This window comes from Kitasatospora sp. NPDC043949 (assembly GCF_056435365.1).
Window position 1 is genome coordinate 237,039 of sequence record NZ_JBWKEQ010000005.1, and the last position, 19,995, is coordinate 257,033.

General features: G+C 74.6%; 17 protein-coding genes. 10 read left to right on the forward strand and 7 right to left on the reverse strand.

Going from position 1 to position 19,995, the window contains the following annotated elements; all coding sequences use genetic code 11:
- Positions 1–77: 77 nt before the first annotated feature.
- Positions 78–1,547: a glutamate synthase subunit beta gene (locus AC07AL_RS07290; RefSeq protein WP_363585601.1), complete on the reverse strand. Its 1,470-nt coding sequence runs from the start codon at positions 1,545–1,547 to the stop codon at positions 78–80.
- 237 nt (positions 1,548–1,784) lie between these two features.
- Between AC07AL_RS07290 and AC07AL_RS07295 the strand changes: the two genes are divergently transcribed.
- Together AC07AL_RS07295 and AC07AL_RS07300 are read left to right on the forward strand one after the other, a co-directional pair.
- The gene (locus AC07AL_RS07295) at positions 1,785–2,465 is read left to right on the forward strand and encodes a response regulator transcription factor (RefSeq protein WP_363585602.1); all 681 of its coding nucleotides are present in this window, start codon (positions 1,785–1,787) and stop codon (positions 2,463–2,465) included.
- Positions 2,462–3,853 carry a sensor histidine kinase gene (locus tag AC07AL_RS07300; RefSeq protein ID WP_363585603.1) on the forward strand — a complete coding sequence of 464 codons (1,392 nt, stop codon included), beginning with the start codon at positions 2,462–2,464 and terminating at the stop codon, positions 3,851–3,853. Before AC07AL_RS07295 ends, AC07AL_RS07300 begins: the two co-directional genes overlap by 4 nt.
- A gap of 130 nt (positions 3,854–3,983) precedes the next feature.
- Here the strand turns inward: AC07AL_RS07300 and efeB are convergent, their stop codons facing one another.
- The 3 genes from efeB to AC07AL_RS07315 all read right to left on the reverse strand — a co-directional run bounded on the left by efeB (position 3,984) and on the right by AC07AL_RS07315 (position 7,909).
- Positions 3,984–5,309: an iron uptake transporter deferrochelatase/peroxidase subunit gene (efeB, locus tag AC07AL_RS07305; protein WP_400987463.1), complete on the reverse strand. Its 1,326-nt coding sequence runs from the start codon at positions 5,307–5,309 to the stop codon at positions 3,984–3,986.
- Positions 5,309–7,378, reverse strand: a complete 2,070-nt coding sequence (gene efeU / locus AC07AL_RS07310) for an iron uptake transporter permease EfeU (protein WP_363585605.1) — start codon at positions 7,376–7,378, stop codon at positions 5,309–5,311. Before efeU ends, efeB begins: the two co-directional genes overlap by 1 nt.
- A 207-nt stretch (positions 7,379–7,585) precedes the next feature.
- The gene (locus tag AC07AL_RS07315) at positions 7,586–7,909 is read right to left on the reverse strand and encodes a hypothetical protein (RefSeq protein WP_478317134.1); all 324 of its coding nucleotides are present in this window, start codon (positions 7,907–7,909) and stop codon (positions 7,586–7,588) included.
- Between the two features lie 395 nt (positions 7,910–8,304).
- Here AC07AL_RS07315 and qcrB point away from each other — a divergent pair, with 395 nt between their 5' ends.
- On the forward strand, positions 8,305–9,927 hold the full coding sequence (qcrB, locus tag AC07AL_RS07320) for a cytochrome bc1 complex cytochrome b subunit (RefSeq protein WP_478317147.1): 1,623 nt from the start codon (positions 8,305–8,307) through the stop codon (positions 9,925–9,927).
- 78 nt (positions 9,928–10,005) lie between these two features.
- Here the strand turns inward: qcrB and AC07AL_RS07325 are convergent, their stop codons facing one another.
- Positions 10,006–10,404 (reverse strand): cytochrome C oxidase subunit I, encoded by a 399-nt coding sequence (locus AC07AL_RS07325; RefSeq protein ID WP_350881931.1) that lies wholly within the window; start codon positions 10,402–10,404, stop codon positions 10,006–10,008.
- Between the two features lie 256 nt (positions 10,405–10,660).
- On the opposite strand from AC07AL_RS07325, the gene AC07AL_RS07330 reads away from it, so the two are divergent.
- The 3 genes from AC07AL_RS07330 to AC07AL_RS07340 all read left to right on the forward strand — a co-directional run bounded on the left by AC07AL_RS07330 (position 10,661) and on the right by AC07AL_RS07340 (position 13,357).
- Positions 10,661–11,272, forward strand: a complete 612-nt coding sequence (locus AC07AL_RS07330; RefSeq protein WP_363585607.1) for an acyl-CoA-like ligand-binding transcription factor — start codon at positions 10,661–10,663, stop codon at positions 11,270–11,272.
- A 27-nt stretch (positions 11,273–11,299) separates the two neighbouring features.
- Positions 11,300–12,850, forward strand: coding sequence for an FAD-dependent monooxygenase (locus tag AC07AL_RS07335; protein WP_363585608.1), 1,551 nt, complete (start codon positions 11,300–11,302; stop codon positions 12,848–12,850).
- A gap of 69 nt (positions 12,851–12,919) precedes the next feature.
- Positions 12,920–13,357: a YchJ family protein gene (locus AC07AL_RS07340; RefSeq protein ID WP_478317135.1), complete on the forward strand. Its 438-nt coding sequence runs from the start codon at positions 12,920–12,922 to the stop codon at positions 13,355–13,357.
- Between the two features lie 27 nt (positions 13,358–13,384).
- Here the strand turns inward: AC07AL_RS07340 and AC07AL_RS07345 are convergent, their stop codons facing one another.
- Positions 13,385–14,320, reverse strand: a complete 936-nt coding sequence (locus AC07AL_RS07345; protein WP_478317136.1) for a polysaccharide deacetylase family protein — start codon at positions 14,318–14,320, stop codon at positions 13,385–13,387.
- A 253-nt stretch (positions 14,321–14,573) separates the two neighbouring features.
- Here AC07AL_RS07345 and AC07AL_RS07350 point away from each other — a divergent pair, with 253 nt between their 5' ends.
- The gene (locus AC07AL_RS07350; protein WP_363585611.1) at positions 14,574–15,095 is read left to right on the forward strand and encodes a GNAT family N-acetyltransferase; all 522 of its coding nucleotides are present in this window, start codon (positions 14,574–14,576) and stop codon (positions 15,093–15,095) included.
- 8 nt (positions 15,096–15,103) lie between these two features.
- Here AC07AL_RS07350 and AC07AL_RS07355 read toward each other — a convergent pair whose 3' ends face one another.
- Positions 15,104–15,994: a carbohydrate kinase family protein gene (locus AC07AL_RS07355; protein WP_363585612.1), complete on the reverse strand. Its 891-nt coding sequence runs from the start codon at positions 15,992–15,994 to the stop codon at positions 15,104–15,106.
- A gap of 411 nt (positions 15,995–16,405) precedes the next feature.
- Between AC07AL_RS07355 and AC07AL_RS07360 the strand changes: the two genes are divergently transcribed.
- The 3 genes from AC07AL_RS07360 (at position 16,406) to AC07AL_RS07370 (ending at position 19,607) form a co-directional block, all read left to right on the forward strand.
- The gene (locus tag AC07AL_RS07360) at positions 16,406–17,881 is read left to right on the forward strand and encodes a M1 family metallopeptidase (RefSeq protein WP_400810154.1); all 1,476 of its coding nucleotides are present in this window, start codon (positions 16,406–16,408) and stop codon (positions 17,879–17,881) included.
- A gap of 351 nt (positions 17,882–18,232) precedes the next feature.
- Positions 18,233–18,757: a SigE family RNA polymerase sigma factor gene (locus AC07AL_RS07365; RefSeq protein WP_363585614.1), complete on the forward strand. Its 525-nt coding sequence runs from the start codon at positions 18,233–18,235 to the stop codon at positions 18,755–18,757.
- A complete protein-coding gene (locus AC07AL_RS07370) occupies positions 18,744–19,607 on the forward strand; it encodes a hypothetical protein (RefSeq protein ID WP_400810151.1) in 864 nt (287 codons plus the stop codon). The genes AC07AL_RS07365 and AC07AL_RS07370 overlap by 14 nt, the downstream gene beginning before the upstream one ends.
- Positions 19,608–19,995 lie beyond the last annotated feature (388 nt).

The window sequence follows — 19,995 nt, forward strand, 5'->3', positions numbered from 1 at the left end:
ACCGGGCCCGGCCGTGCTCAACGCGACGACAGCAGGTACCCCGTGCGCCCCTCAGCGCGTTTGCGCCCGCACGCCCCTCAGAGCGTGAGCGCCCGCGCCGACGCCCGGATCGGCGCCGGGAGTTCGGTGCCGCCGCGCAGATGGCGGTCCACCGCCGCGGCCGCCGCCCGCCCCTCGGCGATCGCCCACACGATCAGTGACTGCCCGCGCCCGGCGTCCCCGGCGACGAAGACGCCCGGCGCGCCGGTGGCGAAGTCGTCGTCCCGGGCCAGGGCGCCGTCCGGGCCGGTGGTGAGGCCGAGTTGGGCGATCAGCCCCTGGTCCGGCTCCGGGCCGCTGAAGCCCAGCGCGAGCAGCACCAGCTCCGCCGGGATGCTCCGCTCGGTGCCGGTCCGGGGGCTGCGGTCGGCCGGTTCGGCCTCGGCGAAGCGGACGGCGGCCAGCCGGCCGTCCGGTCCGGCCTCGAAGCCGACCGTGGTCGCCGCGAACACCCGGGGACCGGCCGCCGCGGCCCCCGACTCCTCGTGCGAGGTGGTCTCCCGGTACACCTTCGGGTGGACGGGCCAGGGCTGCTCCGGCGCCCGGCACACCGGCGGACACGGGTTGATGTCGAGCTGGGTGACGGAGGCCGCGCCCTGGCGCAGCGCCGTCCCCAGGCAGTCGGCCGCGGTGTCCCCGCCGCCGACGATCACCACGTGCCGACCCTCGGCGGACACCGGCGGGGCCGCGCGGTCGCCCTCGTCGACCCGGTTCGCCCAGGTCAGGTAGTCGATCGCCTGGTGCACGCCGGGCAGGGCGCACCCCGGCACCGCCAGCTCCCGGCAGGCGGTCGCACCGACCGCTACCACCAGCGCGTCGCACCCGGCCCGTAGTTCCCCGGCCGCGAGGTCCCGGCCGACGAACACCCCGGTGCGGAAGTCCGTGCCCTCGGCCCGCATCTGGTCGAGCCGCCGGTCCAGCCGGTGCTTCTCCAGCCGGAACGGCGGGATCCCGTAGCGCAGCAGCCCGCCGGGGCGGTCGGCCCGCTCGTACACCGTGGTGGCGTACCCGGCCCGGGTCAGCTGTTGCGCGGCGGCCAGGCCCGCCGGGCCCGAGCCGACCACGGCCACCCGCCACCCGGCGCCCCGCTCGGGCGGCTGCGGCAGGTCCCAGCCCTCTTCCCAGGCCCGGTCGGTGATCGCCAGCTCGACGTTCTTGATCGCCACCGCCGCGCCGTCGATCGCCAGCACGCACGCGCTCTCGCAGGGTGCCGGGCAGAGCCTTCCGGTGAACTCGGGGAAGTTGTTGGTCGCCAGCAGCCGGGCGGCGGCGGCCCGCCAGTCCGCGTCCGCCACCAGCCGGTTCCACTCCGGCACCAGGTTTCCCAGCGGGCAGGCGTGGTGGCAGAACGGCAGCCCGCAGTCCATGCACCGGCCCGCCTGCCCGCCCACCACCGGCAGCGGCGTCCGCGGCCGGTACACCTCCCGGGAGTCCCCCAGTCGCTGCTGTGCGTCCCGCCGCTCGCGCTCGGCGCGCGGGGTGGTGAGGAAGGCCATCCGGTCTGCCATCGCGGCCTCCGGCGGGGTGTGCCGACAAGGACCCGGCGGCGCCCCCGGCGGACACGCCACCGTGTGGCCACCGTACGCCCCTCCCCGGCGCTGCGAAAGCCGCGGCCGGCACGGCCACCGGCCGGGCCCGGACCCGCCGGACGCCGCCCTCGCCCAGACCCTTCCCCCAGACCCGTCACGCGCCGCCGCCCGGACCCGCCGGACGCCGCCGTGGGCGCGCCGGGGAGAATCGGGGCCATGACCCACACCGTGCTGATCGCCGAGGACGACCGGGCCATCCGCGACTCCCTCACCCGCGCCCTCCAGCTGGAGGGCTACCGGGTGAGCACCGCCGCGGACGGCGCGCAGACCCTGGCCGCCCTCACGGAGCAGCGCCCGGACCTGCTGGTGCTGGACGTGATGATGCCCGGCCCGGACGGCCTGGAGGTCTGCCGCCGCCTGCGCGCCGACGGCGACCGCATCCCGGTCCTGATGCTCACCGCCCGGGTCGAGGTCCCGGACCGGATCGCCGGGCTCGACGCCGGGGCCGACGACTACCTGGTCAAGCCCTTCGACGTGGACGAGCTGTTCGCCCGCCTGCGCGCCCTGCTGCGCCGCAACGCGCCCGAACCCGCCGGGGGCGTCCTCGCGGTGGCCGACCTGCGGGTCGAGCCGCACGCCCGGCGGGCCTGGCGGGCCGGGCAGGAACTGGAGCTATCCCGGACCGAGTTCGACCTGCTGGAGCTGCTGACCCGGCACGCGGGCTCGGTGCTCGACCAGGCCACGGTGTACGAGCGGATCTGGGGCTACGACTTCGGCCCCGGCTCGAAGAACCTCGCGGTGTTCATCGGCTACCTGCGCCGCAAGCTGGACCGGCCCGGCCTGACACCGCTGATCCACACCGTCCGCGGCGTCGGCTACACGCTGCGCGAGTCGTGACCGGCCGGGGCCGGTCGCGGCCGCGGCCGCTGTGGCCGCGCCCGGGGCTGCGCACCACCGTCTCGCTCGCCTTCGCCGCGATGGCCGCCCTGGTCGCGGTGCTGATCGGCGCGCTCGGCTACCACTCCGCCGCCCGGCTGATCCGGGACGACGAGGGCGCCGACTTCACCGCGGCCGTCCAGGCGGTGCACCAGCAGGTCGGCCGGGAGATGCTGTTCCCCGGCGACTTCAACGGCACGGGCGGCCTGAGCGAGGATCTGCTGCGCCCGATCCGGGTCACCTCGCAGTCCCTCGGCCCCGACGGGGAGGTGCTGCCCGGCACCGCCCGGATCGACCTCCGGCCGACCCCGGAGGACCGCTCCCTCGCCCGCTCCGACGACCCCGGCCAGACCTCGTCCGGGCTTCGGCACGTGCACGGCGACACCTACCGGGTGGCCGTGGTCTCGCTCGGCGGCGGCCGCGGCGCGGTCCAGATCGCCCAGCAACTGGGCCCCACCGAGCACCTGCTGGCGACGCTGCGGATCCGTACCGGGGTGTCGGTGGCGGTGGTCGCGGTGCTCGCGGGCGGGGCCGGCTGGCTGCTCGCCCGGCGGATCACCGGCCGGCTGGTCCGGCTCACCGACGCGGCCGAACTGGTCGCCGCCAGCGGACGGTTGGACGTTCCGGTGCCGGCCGCCGGAACGGACGAGGTCGGCCGGCTCGGCCGGGCCTTCGACCGGATGCTGGGCCGGCTCGCCACGGCCAAGGAGAACCAGCGCCGGCTCGTCCAGGACGCCGGGCACGAGCTGCGCACCCCGCTGACCAGCCTGCGCACCAACCTCTCGGTCCTGCCCAGCCTGGACCGCCTGCCGCCCGCCGAACAGGCCGCACTGATGGCCGATCTGGCCGAGGAGGCAAGGGAGTTGACGCTTCTGGTGGAGGAGCTGGTGGCACTCGCCGCGGACCGGAAGGCCGACGAGGAGCCGACCGAGCTGGTGCTGGCCGAGCTGGTGCGCGAGGCCGCCGCACAGGCCCGGCGGCGCAGCGGCCGGGAGATCACCGTGGACGCCGACGACACGGTGGTCACGGCCCGCCCGGACGCGCTGGCCCGGGCGGTGGGCAACCTGCTGGACAACGCCGCCAAGTTCGACCCGGCCGGGAAGGCCCCGATCGAGGTGGTGGTGCGCGGCCGCCGGGTCGAGGTGCGCGACGGCGGGCCGGGGATCGACGAGGCCGACCTCTCCCGGGTCTTCGACCGCTTCTACCGGGCCACCGCCGCGCGCAGCCTGCCCGGTTCGGGGCTGGGCCTGGCCATCGTGCACGAGGTGGCCGGCTCGCACGGCGGCGAGGCCTTCGCCGCCAACCGGGACGGCGGCGGCGCGGTGATCGGCTTCACCCTCGGCCCGTAGGGCGTGTCCTCGACCTCCCGTCCGCGTGGCGGCTCCGGGGCACGCGCAACGCCGCCGGGCCCCGGGCACGCGGCAGCGCCCGGGGCCCGGCGTCACGTCGGCCGCCGTGAGACCGCCCGTCAGACCGCCGTCAGACCGCAGCGAGCAGCCCGCGCCCGAGCCAGTCGGCGTTGTCCTTCACGCCCGGCAGGACGAAGAAGTACCCGCCGCCGGTCGGCGAGATGTAGTCGACCAGCGGCTCGTCGACGAGCCGGGTCTGGGTGGCCTCGAACTGCCGCACCACGTCCTGCTGGTAGCAGCAGAACACCAGGCCCATGTCCAGGTTGCCGGCCTGGTCGACGCCCCGGTCGTAGTTGAAGCCGCGGCGCAGGATGCGCGAGGTGTCGGTGTCGGCGGTGCGCGGGTTGGCGAGCCGGATGTGCGCCTTGAGCGGGATCGCCTTGCCCTCCGGGTCCTTGCCGTAGTCCGGCGCGTCGGTCTCCTGGCGGCCGTCCAGCGGCGCGCCGGTGTCGCGGCGGCGGCCGAACATCTTCTCCTGCTCGGCGAGGGTGACGCGGTCCCAGAACTCGATCAGCATCCGGATGATCCGGATCACCTGGTAGCTGCCGCCGGTCGCCCAGGCGGGCTCGCCCAGCCCGTCGGTGACCCAGATCAGCCGGTCCATCTCGCGGGCGGAGGTGGTGTCGGGGTTGACGATGCCGTCCTTGAAGCCGAGCAGGTTGCGCTGGGCGCCGTCCGGGCGGGACTCGCTCTGGAAGCCGTCGATCCGCCAGAGGATCTGCATCGCGCCGCGCGTGTGCCGGGTGATGTCGCGCAGCGCGTGCAGCACGGTGTCCTGGCGGTCGGCGCAGATCTGCAGCGAGAGGTCGCCGTGGAGTTCGGCGGCCTGGAGATTGTCGTTGGGGAAGGTCTTCATCGGGGCCAGCTTGGTCGGCTTGGCCTTGGCCAGCCCGTACCGGTCGTCGAACAGCGAGGCGCCGACGCCGACCGTGACGGTCAGGTTGTCGGTGGGCACGGTGGGGCCGAGGATGCCGCTGTCGGCGGGCGGCGCGCCGACGCCGAGGTCGGGCGGGGTGCCGCCGGCGGTGAGGAAGCGGATCCGCTCGGTCAGGGTCTTGAGGAGGTCCTCCAGGCCGTTGCGGTCCTGGGCTATCACCTGGCAGGACACGAAGGCGGCGTAGCCGGGGGCCGGGGTGGTGACGCCGGCCTGGTGGTCGCCGTGGAACGGGACGACTCCGCTCTTCGCCTGGCGGCTGTCCCCGGCTGAGGCCGGACCGGCGGCCAGGGTGAACGCCCCGCCCGCCATGACGGCCGCTCCGGCGCCGGCGCCGAGGGCGGTCCGGACGAAGCTGCGGCGGGCCGGGCCGGCCGGGCAGCCGCCCTCGGCGACGGCCGGGGCGGGCGCGGCGGCGTGCGGGAACGGGCAGGAGCCTCCGGCAGCGGTGTGGTCGGTCATCAGGCGGCCTTCCGGATCTCGAGCAGGGCGGGGATGGGGGCGAGGTCTTCGAGCAGTTGGCCGGTGGCGCCGTTGAGCTGGCGGCGGGCGTCGGCGGGGAGCTGCTCCAGTGCGGTCCAGCCCTCGGGCTTGTGGGCGGAGGCGACCAGGTCGCCGACCCGCTTCATCCCGGCGTCGACGCGGGGGAGCAACTGCGGGTCGCGCTCGTCGAGCAGCGGCTGCAGGACGGTCAGCAGTTCCCGGGTGCCGGCCAGGTTGGCCTGGGTGGTGGCCAGGTTGGTGCCGCTGCCCTGGTCGGTGTCGCCGGTGAGCTCGAACTGGAGGGTGTTCTCCAGGATCTCGTGGGCGCGCAGCGGGAGGTCTCCGGGGTCGAAGTCCTGGCCGGGGAAGTCCTGCCCGAGCTTGGCGACGTCGGCGGCCAGCTGGTCGGCGACGGGCGTCAGGTCGGCGGCGGACTGGCCGTGCCACAGGCCGTACTCCAGGCGCAGGAAACCGGTGAAGTCCTTGTCCTGGGCCTTGTCGGCGAGCCCGTCGGGCCGGCCGTCGATCTTGCCGTCGAGGTCGGCGAAGGTGCCGTAGGCGGCGCCGAGCGAGGCGTACTGGAGGTGGGCGGTGAGCCAGTCGGCCTTGGCGGTGGCGAGGTCGCCGCCGTGGACGTCGGCCTGGAGCTTCTGGGTCTGCGTCAGCAGGGTCGCGAGGCCCTTGTCGACGTAGTCCTTGTAGGCGTCGAGCGGGCCCTTGAGGTCGTCCTCGGCGACCGGCTTGACGGCCTTGACCTGGCCGCCGCCGGTGACGTGCACGGCGGCCGAGGTGACGGACGTGCCGCCGGTGGGCACACAGCGCCACGCGTAGTCGCCGGAGCCGATGGTCGCGGTCAGCGCGCGGGTGGTGCCGGGGGCCAGACCCTCGATCTCGCCGTAGACGGCGCCGCTGGCCGGGTTGACCAGGTAGACCTCGGAGACCTTGTCCCCGGTGTTGTGCATCTGGAAGACCTGCTGGCCGGGCAGCGGGGTGCTGAAGCCCTTGCCGCACTCCTGCTCGGAGACGGACACGGTGGCGGAGCTGCCCTGCTTGCCGTCGCTGACCGCGATCACGGCCCCGGCGACCACCACCGGCACCGCGACCAGCGCGGTCGGCACGGCCCAGCGCGGCCGTCCGGACCGCGCCGGCCCGGCGGCCTCGGGCGCGGCCGCCCCGGCCTTCTCGCCCTGCGTCGCCTCGCCCTGCGCCGCCTTCCCGGCGGCCGGAGCGGTCTTGCCGCCGCGGACGCCCTCGACGAACAGCGTCATCACGATGCACAGGTAGGCGAGGTAGCCGACGACCTGGAGGACCGTCATGGTGACGGTCAGGTTGAGGGTGCCCTGCACCAGCGTGGCGTACCAGGAGGAGGCGTCCAGGTGGCCGCTCAGGTCGAAGGCGTACGAGCTGCCGCCGCCGACCAGCCCGGACTCCTGCAAGTCGCGCAGGCCGTAACCGAGCACGCCCGCCGCGACCACGATCAGGCCGACGCCGGTGATGGTGAAGAACCGGGTGAGGTTCATCTTCAGCGCCCGCCGGTACAGGCCCCAGCAGAGGCCGGCCGAGAGCACCAGGCCGACGGCCGCGCCGAGCAGCGGCCCGGTGGACTCCCCGGCGGTGCGCACGTTGGTCCACAGGAAGAGCGAGGTCTCCAGCCCTTCGCGGCCGACGGCCAGGAAGCTGGTGAGCACCAGCGCGCCGGCGCCCATCGCCAGCGAGGCCTGGACCTTCTCCTTCAGCTCGGCGGAGAGGGTGCGCGCCGAGCGGCGCATCCAGAACACCATCGCGGTGACGAAGCCGACCGCGATCAGGCTCAGCACCCCGCCGAACGCCTCCTGGGCGTGGCCGGAGAGGTTGGCGGCGGTGAAGGTGAGCACCGCGCCGAAGCTGAGGCTGAGCGCGATCGCCGCCGCGACACCGGTCCACACCTGCGGCAACCGGGCCTTGTGCCCGAAGCGGACGAGCGTGGCGACCAGGATCGACACGATCAGTCCGGCTTCCAGACCCTCGCGCAGCCCGATCAGAAAGCTGGGAAACGCCTCATCCCACATGCAGCGGGCTCCTCCCCCGGTCACCCCGGGTCGTACCTGAACTCGGCGGCCCGCCGCGGGTGGCGGCGGCGCGGCACAGCCGAACGCCCCGGACACGGGGGTCCAGGGCGCTTCGACTTAGCTTAGGCAAACCTTAGAGCCGCCGTGGTCAACAGGACCCCCCGTTCAGGTAAGGGTTCGGTATGAGGGCTGCCGAGCCGGCCCGGCTCAGCCCCACCACTGCTCCGGCACCGTCTCCGGCTCCGCCGGCACCGCCACCGGTGCGGCGGCGGGCGTCACCAACAGCTCGCCGCCGGCCGTCTCGGCGACCAGGTAGCCGCACTCGCGCAGCACGACGGCGACCGCACCGCTGACCGCCTCGCGCGCCCCCCGGGAGGGCGGCCCGTCCGGCCCCTCCCCCGGCGACCAGCCGACCGCCACCCCCGGCGGCCGATGGCCGATCCGCAGCAGGGACGGGCCCGGCCGGGCGTCGATCCCGGCGCGGGCGAGGGCCGCGGTGACGTCCTCGAAGAGTTCAGGGTGATCCACCATTGGCGCAGCGTAGGCCCGGAATCGCGCGACCTCCGGACGCGGCGCGCGCCGAAACGGTTCAGCGGCACCCGGGCGCAGCACCGCCACCCGTCCGGCGGCCGATCGGACGTCAGGACCCCCCGTCCGGCCCGACACGAGCGGCCGTACGGACCGATGGACGTGCACAGTCGGCCCCCTGCCGACAGCATGACAGAGTAAGCGCTCCATCACCCTGAGCAACGGGCCAGTGGGTCACCCGCTCCGCGTGCCGGTTCAGCCGGCGGGCCCGTATCGAGAGGTCCCATGATCACAACACTTCGCCGGCCGGCGTCTTTGCCGGCGGGCCTCCAGCCCGGCACGCCGAGGACGCCGGGGAGTCCGTCGTGAGAACCGACCAGCAGTCGCAGCCGGGACCGGTGACCAGCACGCGCGCCAACCCCGCGAACAAGGCCGAGGCCCTGGCCGACTGGACCGACGGCCGGGTCGGCATCTACTCCCTGGCCAAGGCCAATCTGCGCAAGATCTTCCCGGACCACTGGTCCTTCATGCTGGGCGAGATCGCGCTCTACACCTTCGTCATCATCATCATCACCGGCGTCTGGCTGACCCTCTTCTTCAAGCCGAGCATGGGCGAGGTCATCTACGACGGCTCGTACGTCCCGCTCAAGGGCATCCAGATGTCGGAGGCCTACGCCTCGACCATCGACATCAGCTTCGAGGTCCGCGGCGGCCTGCTGATGCGCCAGGTCCACCACTGGGCGGCGATCGTGTTCGTCGCCTCGATGCTGACGCACATGATGCGCGTCTTCTTCACCGGCGCGTTCCGCAAGCCCCGCGAGATCAACTGGGTCTTCGGCGCGCTGCTGCTGTTCCTCGGCATGTTCGACGGCTTCATGGGCTACTCGCTGCCGGACGACCTGCTCTCCGGCACCGGCATCCGGTTCATGGAGGGTGCCGTCCTGGCCGTGCCGATCGTCGGCTCGTACCTGCAGTTCTTCATGTTCGGCGGCGAGTTCCCCGGCCAGGACATCGTGCCGCGGCTGTTCACCGTGCACGTCCTGCTGATCCCGGGGGTCATGGTCGGCCTGCTCGCGGCGCACCTGATCCTGGTCTTCTACCACAAGCACACCCAATTCGCCGGGCCCGGCCGGACCAACGACAACGTGGTCGGCATGCCGCTGATGCCGGTCTACATGGCCAAGGCCGGCGGCTTCTTCTTCCTGGTCTTCGGCGTGGTCGCGTTCATGTCGGCGATCGCCACCGTCAACCCGATCTGGGCGTACGGCCCCTACCGGCCCGACCAGGTGTCCACCGACGCCCAGCCGGACTGGTACATGGGCTTCTCCGAGGGTCTGGTGCGCGTGATGCCCGGCTGGGAGATCAGCGTCTGGGGCGGCCACACCCTGAACCTCGGGGTGTTCGTCCCGCTGATGGTCTTCCCGACCGTGCTGCTGATCATCTGGTGCTACCCGTTCCTGGAGGCCTGGGTCACCGGGGACCGCGGCGAGCACCACCTCGCCGACCGGCCGCGCAACGCACCGGTGCGCACGGCCTTCGGCGCGGCCTGGATCGGCCTCTACCTGATCCTGCTGGCCGGCGGCGGCAACGACCTGCTCGCCACCCACTTCCACCTGTCGATCAACGCGATCACCTACGCGGTGCGCACCGGCTTCTTCATCGTGCCGGTGGTCGTCTTCGTGGTCACCAAGCGGTGGTGCCTGGGCCTGCAGCGGCGCGACAAGGAGAAGGTGCTGCACGGCCGGGAGACCGGCGTGATCAACCGGCTCCAGCACGGCGAGTTCGTCGAGGTGCACGCCCCGCTCCCGCCGGGCCGGATGTACACCCTCACCGCGCACGAGCAGCCGCAGCCGGAGGACCTGCCGCCGGAGGTGGACGAGAACGGGGTGGTCCGCAAGGCCGGGCTGTTCGCCCGGACGAGGGCCAAGCTGTCCCGCGGCTTCTACGGCGAGGACAGCCAGATCGCCAAGCCCACCGCCGAGGAGCACCAGGAGATCAGCAGCGGCCACGGCCACCACTGATCCCCGCGCACGCCCGAGGGCCCGCTGCGCCGTCATCGGCGCGGCGGGCCCTCGGGCGTGCCGGCGGATCGGCCCGGCTCAGGCCCGCAGGGCCGCCGGGACGACGGCGAACAGCGCCGCCGCCAGGGTGACGGAGAGGCAGAGCGCGGCCCAGCGGGCGCAGATCCGGCGGCACTCGCTGCGGTAGCGGGCGGCCAGCCGGCGGCAGCGCTCGACGGCGCGGTCGACGACCTCCTCGGCGTAGCGCAGCCGGTCGGCGGCGTAGGCCTGCTCCAGGCTCTCCCGCTCCGCGGCGGGCAGCCACGGGAACTGCCCGGCGAAGGCCCGGGCGTCCCGCTCGGCCGCCGCGACCTCGGCCTCCCAGGCGAGATAACCCTCCAGCCGGGCGATCTCCGCCCGGGCGTTCACCCGGCCGCCCGCGACGGGCCTGCCCTGCCGAGGGGTCCGCGCTCCCGGCGGACGCTGTCTGCCACCCATGACCGCTCCTCATGTCCTGTCGAGGTGTGCTGTCGGGACGTCCTGTCGAACCGTCCCGCCGAACCGGCGCGGGAGACCGCTCCGCAACCAGGCCACTACTATCAGTGACCAACCGGGTGGGCAGGGCGACTCGCCGAGCCGCCGCGCGACTCCTCGCAACCCCGCCGGGGCGGATCCGCCCGGGGTGTCGGCTCCGAAAAAGTTGCGTGCCGCGCAGTCTTGCGCGGCGCGCAGGCTTCTGGGGAGAGTGGTGGTCATGACGAAGAGTCAGATCGGTCTGCGGGAACGGAAGAAGGCCGCGACCCGGGAGGCGCTGAGCTGGGCCGCACTGCGCCTGGCGGTGGAACGGGGCCTGGAGAACGTCCGGGTCGAGGACATCGCGGCCGCGGCCGGGGTGTCGCCGCGCACCTACAACAACTACTTCTCCAGCAAGGCCGAGGCCATCGTCTCCCGGCACTGCGACCGCATCCGGCTCGTCGGCGAGGCGCTGAGCGAGCGGCCCGCGGCCGAACCGCTCTGGGAGGCGCTCACCCGGGCCACCCTCGCGCCCTTCGACGGCGCGGCGGAGCAGCCGGACCCGCGGTGGACCGCCGCGGTGCGGCTACTGCTGCGCGAACCGGCCCTCCAGGCCGAGCTGGCCCGTGCCGGCGCGGACGCCGAGGCCGGGCTCACCGCGGCGGTGGCCGCCCGGACCGGGGTCGACCCCGGCGGCCTCCACCCCAGACTGGTCGCCGCCGGCGTCCTGGCCGCACTCAAGGCGGCCAGCGACGTATGGCTGCGCGCCGACCCGCCGGTACCGCTGCAAACGCTCCTGGCGGAGGCACTGCGGCAGCTGGCGGCCGGCCTCCCCGAACCGTCGTCTTCGTGAACTCACCGTCGCACAGGGGGATTTACCATGACCCACGATGTCATCATCGCCGGCGCCGGCCCGAACGGGCTGATGCTGGCCTGCGAACTGGCGCTGGCCGGAGTCCGGCCGGTGGTGCTGGACCGGCTGGCCGAACGTTCGTCGGAGCAGAAGGCGAACGGGCTGGTCGGCCAGGTGATCCGGCTGCTGGACCACCGCGGCCTGTACGAGCGGCTCGGCGGCCCGGGCGCCCCGGCCCCGGTGCCCCGCTTCGTGTTCGGCGCGTTCCCGCTGGACCTCCGGGAGCTCGACGGCAACCCGCTGTACGCCCTGCCGGTGCCGCAGCACCGGATCGAGCAGGCCCTGGCGGAGCGGGCCCGCGAACTCGGCGTGACCGTGCACCACGGCCGCGAGGTCACCGGCCTGAGCCAGGACGCGGCGGGGGTGACCGTCGAGGTCCTCGGACCGGACGGGCCGGAGCGGCTGCGCGCCCGCTACCTGGTCGGCGCCGACGGCGGCCGCAGCACCGTCCGCAAGCTGGCCGGGATCGGCTTCCCCGGGGTCACCTCGCCCGACCCCGTCGCGCGCATCGCCCACGTGCGCCCGCCCGAGGGACTGCGGGTGCTCGACACCGGCGAGGTGCTGCTGCCCGGCTGCCCGACGCCGTTCCGCCCGTTCACCCACACCCGCACCGCGCACGGCGTGTTCGTGCTCGCCCCGATGGGCCCGGAACTCGCCATGATGGCCACCATGGAGTGGGCCGGCCCGCCCGTCGACGAGACCGTGCCGGCCACGCTGGACGAACTGCGCGCCAGCGTCCGCCGGGTGACCGGCGCCGACCTGCCGCTCGCCCCGGCCGACACGCCCGGCGCGCACACCCCGCGCCGCCAGGTCGGGCACAACACCCGGCTCGCCGAGCGCTACCGCGAGGGCCGGGTGCTGCTGGTCGGCGACGCCGCGCACGTGCACGCCGCCACCGGCGGTCCGGGCCTCAACCTCGGACTCCAGGACGCCGCGAACCTCGGCTGGAAGCTGGCCGCCGACCTCCAGGGCTGGGCCCCGCCCGGCCTGCTGGACAGCTACCACCGCGAGCGGTACCCCATCGGCGAACGGGTCTTCATGCACTCGCAGGCCCAGATGGCCCTGATGTCCCCGGGCCCGGCCGTCACCGCCCTGCGCGCCCTGTTCGGCGAGCTGCTCGCGTACCAGGACAACCTCGGGCGGATCGCCGCGCTCATGGCGGGCAGCGACGTCCGGTACGACACCGACTGCCCGCACCCGCTCGCCGGCGGCTTCGCGCCGGACCTCCCGCTGACCACCGCCACCGGCCCCACCCGGCTCGCCGAACTGGCCCGCGGCGGCCGGGCCCTGCTGCTCGACCTCGCGGACGGCCCGCCACGGCTCGCCGACCTCGCGGCCGGTTGGAAGGGCCGGGTGGACGTGCTCACGGCCGACTGCCCGCAACCACCCGCCGGCGCGCTGCTGGTCCGCCCGGACGGCTACGTCGCCTGGGCCGCCGCTCCCGGGGAGGAGGATCCGGACGGGCTGCTGCGCGCGCTGCACGCCTGGTTCGGCGAACCGGACTCCGCCCACTGCTGAGCACCCGCACCCGGACGCCCCACCGGCCCCGGTCGGGGCGGCCGGGGCCGGGGGGAGAGAATGGACCGCATGTCCCGACGTCACCCCGCGCCCCGCGCCGCCTCCTCCGCGCCCCGGCTGCTGCCCTCCTCCCCCTGCCCCTGCGGCCTGCCCGCCGCCTACGGCGACTGCTGCGGGCGGCTGCACCGCGGCCAGACGGCGGCCACCACCGCCGAGTCCCTGATGCGCTCGCGGTACAGCGCCTTCGCCGCCCAGGACGAGGCCTACCTGCTGCGCACCTGGCACCCGGACACCCGGCCCGCCGAGGTGGACTTCGACCCGGCGCTGCGCTGGACTGGCCTGGAGGTGGTGGCCACCACCGAGGGCGGCGCCTTCCACGCGGAGGGCACGGTCGCCTTCCGGGCGCACTGGACCGAGGGCCGCGAGCAGGGCGTGCTCACCGAGCACAGCCGGTTCGTCCGGCACGAGGGCGCCTGGGTGTACCTCGACGCCCTCTCGCTCGGCTGACCCCCGGGGGCCCCGACGGGCGAACCCCTACAGGTAGTCGTCCAGCCGGCCGAGGGCGAAGCCCTGCGCGGTGACGTCGTTGACGACCTTGCGGAGCAGGTCCGGCATCGAGGCCTTCCAGAGGTCGGTGCCCCGGAAGTGGGTGAGGATGATGTCGCCCGAGTGGAGCTTGCGGTCGTCGTAGCGCCACTCCATGTGGTCCGGGAAGGCCTCCTCGTTCCACAGCGGCACCGCCTGGACCCCGCAGGACGCCGCCGCGCGCAGCGTGTCGTCGTTGTACTCGCCGTACGGGGGCCGGAACAGCCGGGGGCGGACGCCGATCTGCTTCTCCAGCTGGTCCTGCTGACGGCAGATCTCGTCGCGCTGGGCCTCGTAGCCGAGGACCTTCAGGTTGCGGTGGTTGATGGTGTGGTTGTTGATCTCCACCCCCTGGACGTGCAGGTCGCGGAAGTAGCCGTAGTTCTCGCGGGCCAGGTAGTCGGAAACGTAGGTGCTGAGCGGGATGCCGAGTTCGTCGGCCATCCGGGAGAACTCCGGGTCCTTCTCGGAGCCGTCGTCGACGGTGAGGAAGACCACCTTCTCGTCGGTCGGCACCCGGTAGACCACCGGCGGTCGCCCCTCCTTGAGCTTCACGCCCTGCGACTGGGCCAGCACCGGCCTGGTCGCCGGGCGTGGCGGAGCCTTCAGCGGCGGGGCCTCCAGGCCCCAGCGGTGCGCGGTCTCCAGGGCCGCCCGGGTTTCCGACTCCCGGCGCGCGACCGCCTCGGTGCCGGCCTCCTCCTCCTTGCGGGCCAGGCCCGGCAGCACCGGCAGCGCCTCGGGCGGGCGGCCGACCCCGTGTTCGACGACGGGCACGGCACCCGGCGCGGGCGGGACGACGGCCGGCCGCGCGGGGTCGGCCGGCCCCGCGCAGCCGGCGGCGACGGCGGAGAGGCAGACGGTGGCCAGCAGACTGGTCCGCACACCCGCCCGAGCACCGGCGCCGCGTCCCCGGATCCCTCTCAAACCCGCATTAATGCGATGATTTGATGATCTGTTCATAGACGCACTGCTCCCCCGCAGCGCACCCCCACCAACCCCCTCATCACCCGTGCGGGGCAACGACGCGCCGGGCTCCTTGCCCTTCCTTTGCCGAACCGGCCGGGCACCCGAGCCGACCGGGCGGCCGTGCGAAACCCGATTGCGGACCGGGCCCGCGACCACCGATCATGCGCCCATGACCGACACCGCGCCCCGCACCGCCCGCCTCTGGTCCGTCGCCACGGCGGACGTCACCGCACCCGAGGCCCTGGCCCTGCTGCGCGAGTACTACTACGACGTGGCCAACCGCTACTACCGCCTGCACCTCGGCCGCGAAGGCACCCCCGAGGAACTGGAGTCGGGGCTGGCCGGATCCCCCAGCGACGACCTCGCCGCACCGGACGGCCTCTTCCTGCTAGGCCACTACGACGGCGCGGCCCAGTCCTGCGCCGGGCTGCGCCGGCGCGACGCCGACACCGTCGAGCTGACCCGGGTGTTCGTCCGCCCCGGCCTGCGCGGCACCGGCGGCGGCGCCCGGCTGCTCGCCGCCGTCGACGAGGCCGCCCGCTCGCTCGGCGCCCGGCGGATCGTCCTCGACACCCGCCTCGACCTGGTCGAGGCCCGCGCGCTCTACACCCGCCACGGCTACCGCGAGATCCCCGCCTACAGCAGCGGCCCGTACGCCCAGATCTGGTACGGCAAGGAGCTGGCCGGCTAGAGCACGCCCTAACTCGCCTGCGCCAGGGCGGCCGTCAGCTCCGCCGTCGAGGGCGGGTTGGCGCCGGGGCGGGAGACGGTCAGCGCGGCGGCCGTCACCGCCTGGGTGAGGCAGCCGGCGAGGTCGGCGCCGGCCGCGCGGGCGTGCAGGAAAGCCGCCGTGAAGGAGTCCCCGGCGCCGACGGTGTCGGCGACCGGCACCGGAACGGCTGCGGCCCGCGCGTGCCCGCCCCCGGCGGTGAGCGCGAACGCGCCGTCGGCGCCCAGGGTCACCGCGACCACGGCCGGGCCGAGGGCGAGCCAGCTGCGCGCGACCGCCTCCGCATCCTCACCGGGGTAGAGCCAGGCCAGGTCCTCATCACTCGCCTTGACCACGTCGCTCAGCGCCACGCAGCGCTCGACCCGCCGCACGGCCCGCGCCCGCTCGCCCATCAGCGCGGGGCGCACGTTCGGGTCGTAACTGATCTGCGCCCGGCCGCGCCACCGCTCGACCAGCGCCAGCACCGCCGCCGCGCCCGGGTCGGTGACCGCCCCGATCGAGCCGAGGTGGATCGCGCCCGGCGCTTCGGCGAGTTCGGTCGGCGGCAACGTCCAGCCGATGTCGAAGGTGTAGCGCGCCCGCCCCTGCCCGTCGAGACGCACCACGGCCGAGGGGGTCCGCGCCACCCCGGCGGCCCGGACCACCACCCCCGCCGACTCCAGGTGCGCCCGGATCAGCCGGCCGTTGGCGTCCTCCCCGAGCTGGGTGAGCAGGGTGGCGGGCCGCCCCAACCGGGCCAGGCCGTAGGCGACGTTCGCGGGGCTGCCGCCGGGGTGGACGGTGTCCGGGGCGCCATCCGTGCGGACGATGTCGGCGACGCACTCGCCGATCACCAGAACGTGCGAATCGGGGCTGGTCACGGCGGCTCCTGGCATCCGGTACGCGGGCGTCGTCTCGGCCGCCAGCCTACGGGGTGCACCCGGGCATGAAGGACGGCCGCCGGACCTGGCCAGGTTCTCCGACGGCCGTGGCCTCGTCCGTCAGGGGGCGAAGCACTTCGAACGTTAGCCAGCGCGCGGCGGCCCCGCCATCGCTGTAGGCCGTCCGGGGGATGGACTCGTGTCGACAACCGTCCGGGCGGCGGCGCCTGGCGGGCGCCCCGGTCCGCTAGGGTCCGTGCCCGGTGCGTCGCGCACGTACCGCCGCCCGGCCCCGCTCCTCACCGGGGCTCCCGAAGCCACGAATCCCGCAGCCAGGCCCCCCGAGGCCACGACTCCCGAAGTGCGGTGATCACCCTGTCCAGGCCCCGTGTCGGCCTCGTCCTCCCACTCGTGCTCAGTGCGGTGCTGCTGTCCGCCGGCACCCCGGCCGCCACCGCCGCGGACGGCCTCGGCGACCCGGTCTTCCCCTCACTCGGCAACAGCGGGTACGACGCGCTCGCCTACGACCTGTCGTTCGACTACCGCGCCGATACCCGTACGGTCGACGCGACCGCGGCGATCACCGCCCGGCCGTCCCGCACCCTGGCACGCCTGGAGCTGGACGCGCTGGGCCTGACCGTGCGCGCCGTCCGGGTCGACGGGCGCCCGGCGGGATTCGCCGCCCACGACGAGAAACTGACCATCACCCCGCCCCGGCCCCTGCACCGCGGCACCACCGCGCGGCTGACCGTCGAGTACACCGCCGACCCTCGCGCCAGGCTCCCGCACACCGGCTGGGTCCCGACCCCGGACGGCTTCGCGGTGGCCGGCCAGCCGGACAGCGCGCACACCGTCTTCCCGTGCAACGACCACCCCAGCGACAAGGCCCGGTTCACCATCGCCGTCACCGCGCCCGACGGCCTGCTGGGCGTCGCCAACGGGGAGTTGACGCAGACCGAACGGCTCGGCGACGGCCGGACCACCCGGCGCTACGCCTCCCGCGAGCCGATGGCCACCGAGCTGGTGCAGGTCTCCGTCGGGAACTACACCGTCCGCGAGCGCACCGGCCCGCACGGCCTGCCGCTGCGCGACGTCGTCCCGACCGCCCGGGCCGCCGACCTCGAACCCGCCCTGGCGCTCACCGCCGACCAGCTGACCTGGGCCGAGCAGCACCTCGGGCCGTTCCCCTTCGAGACCTACGGCCTCCTGCCGGCCGACACCGACGACCCCGCCGCGTTCGGCTTCACCGGCCTGGAGACCCAGACCCTCACCCTCTACAAGCCTGACTTCCTGCGCCAGCCCGAGTCCGCGATCGGCTCGCACCAGATGCACGAGCTGGTGCACTCCTGGTTCGGCGACAGCGTCTCCCCCGCCAGTTGGGCGGACCTGTGGCTCAACGAGGGGCACGCTGACTACTACGCCCTGGTCTACCGCTACGAGCGCGGCTGGCCGGACGCCTGGGGCCACACCACCCTGGTCGACCGGATGCGGGCCCTCTACGGCCTCGGCGACCAGTGGCGGCACGACTCCGGACCGGTCGCCGCTCCCAGCGCTGCCAAGCTCTTCGACAGCCAGCGCTACACCGGCGGCGCGCTGGTGCTGTTCGCACTGCGCGAGCGGGTCGGCGCCGGGACCTTCGACCGGATCGAGCACACCTTCCTGCGCGGGCACCGGTACGGCACCGCCACCACCCGGGACTACCTGCGCACCGCCTCCGAGGTCTCCGGCCAGGACCTCTCCGGCTTCCTCACCGACTGGCTGTACGGGCTGCGCACCCCGCCGATGCCCGGCCACCCCGACTGGACGGTCACCCCGGTGACCTCGGACCCGGCGGCCGCCGCTCGCGGTGTCCCCACCGAGGCGCCGCACGGCTCCGGGACGCTCTGACCCGCCGTCACCCGGTTGGCCCGGTCCGTGGTCCGCCGCCCCCTGCGTCCCACCCGTACGCCCCTGGCGCGCCGCATCGTGCGCCCGGACGCCCCGTGAGCGCCTCTGGCCGGACGGGCCCGACGCGGCCATCGTGGTGCCCACGGCCCGCCCGCCGCCCGGCCGAGTCCCGGCCGGCTCGCGGGCCGTCCAACCTCCCCGCGCCGGCCGGCCGAAAATCCCCGTGCCCGGAAGACAACCCGAAACACCGTCCAGCACGTTCATCAGCTGTGAGTAGGACACCACGATCGCGGCCCAGCAGGCCGCCACGGCTGACAGGGACGGCACGGACACCATGGCGGGGACGGCGGGATGAGGGATGGCACACCGGACTTCGAGGAGTTCGTCTCCGCCTGCGGCCCGAAGATGCTGCGGGTGGCCTGGCTGTTGACCGGCGACCCGCACCAGGCGGAGGATCTGCTGCAGACCGCGCTCGCCAAGATCTGGCCCAAATGGGACCGGATCTCCATCGACCGGCCCGAGGCCTACCTGCGGAAGGTGCTGGTCAACTGCAACGTCTCCTGGTGGCGCCGCCGCTGGACCGGCGAACTGCCGCACGGCGAACTGCCGGAGCCGCCGCCGGCGAGCGCGGACCCGTACGAAGGGGTGGTGCTCGGAGAGGTGGTCGCCCAGGCCGTCCGTGCCCTGCCGCCGCGCCAACGGGCCGTGGTGGTGCTGCGCTTCTTCGAGGACCTCAGCGTCGAGGAGACCGCCGAGGTCCTGGGCTGCAGCACCGGCACGGTCAAGAGCCAGACGCACCGCGCGCTCGCCGCGCTGCGCGGCCGACTGCCGGCCCGGGAACTGCTGCTGGCGGGGGGACCCCGTGATCGGTACTGACCTGCTGGACCCGGACGACCCGAGGCCGGACGGCGGTGAGGGCGAGGAGCTGCGGATCCTGCTCCACCAGGCCGTACCGGAGCTCGCCACGCCCGAGGACCGGATGGAACGGGTACGCGCCCGCGCCATCGGCACCCGGCGCCGACGGCGGGCCGCCGGGCTCGGGGCCGGACTGACCGCCGGGCTGGTCGCCGCGGCGCTGGCCGCCGCGCCCGCGATCGCGCCCACGCCGGAGCGCGGGGTGGGCGCGGGACTGGGGACGGCTGCGGGACCGGGGGTGACCGGACCGGCCGAAACGGTGCCGGGCGGGGTACCGCCCACTCCGACGATCGGCCCCAGCGCGACACCGACCATGGTGCCGACGCCCGGATCGCAGGTCCGCTTCTCGTCGTACCCGAACCTGGCGCTCGACCTGCCGAGCGGCTGGTACAGCCAGAGCACCTTCAACGGCGACCCCCGGAACGGCATCGGCTACCTGGCCACCGGGCCGATCAGCCCCGCGTCCCCCTGCCGGACGGCGGGCATCGCCTGCCCGTCCGACACGCTGCTGCCCGTCGGCGGCGCCCTCCTCACCCTCCGGCTGGTGGACCAACCGGACCTGGTCGGGAAGTTCACCACCTCATTGGCCGTCACCTCCGACGTCACGCTCGACAAGGAATGCCTCACGCTCGGCGGCACCCGCGAGCTCATCGGCCATCGGGCCGTCGCCCGGACCGGCACGCTGGTGCTGATCCAGCTGACGGCCTGCCTGCGGGAGCCGTCGCACGTGACGATCCAGCAGGTGCAGCAGGTGCTGGACTCGATCCGGACCTCCGAGGGGAGCACTCCCTCCTCGACCACGACCCGCTGAGGACCGTCCGGGCCGACCTGGCCGACCTGGCCGACCTGGGTTCAGTGTCAGTGGCTCCTGCTAGCGTCCCGAGCACGATCAGAGAACGGGGGTCCTCTCATGGGTGGCGAGCGGCGACGGGTAGGTGCCGGGGGCTGCGACCGGTGGACGGCGCGGTGGTACGGCGCGGGCGGCGGGGCGGCCCTGCGCGGTGCGGACACCCGGCCGATCACCGGCGGGCTGATACCCGGGGTCGGGTCGGTCTCCTCGGGTGCCGCCGGGCGGGCGTTCCACCGGTCCTGACGCGGCCGTGACACGGCGGTGGGGGGGGGGGGGGGGGGGGGGGGGGGGGGGAGGGGGGGGGGGGAGGGGGGGGGGGGGGAGGGGGGGGGGGGGGGAAGGGGAAAGA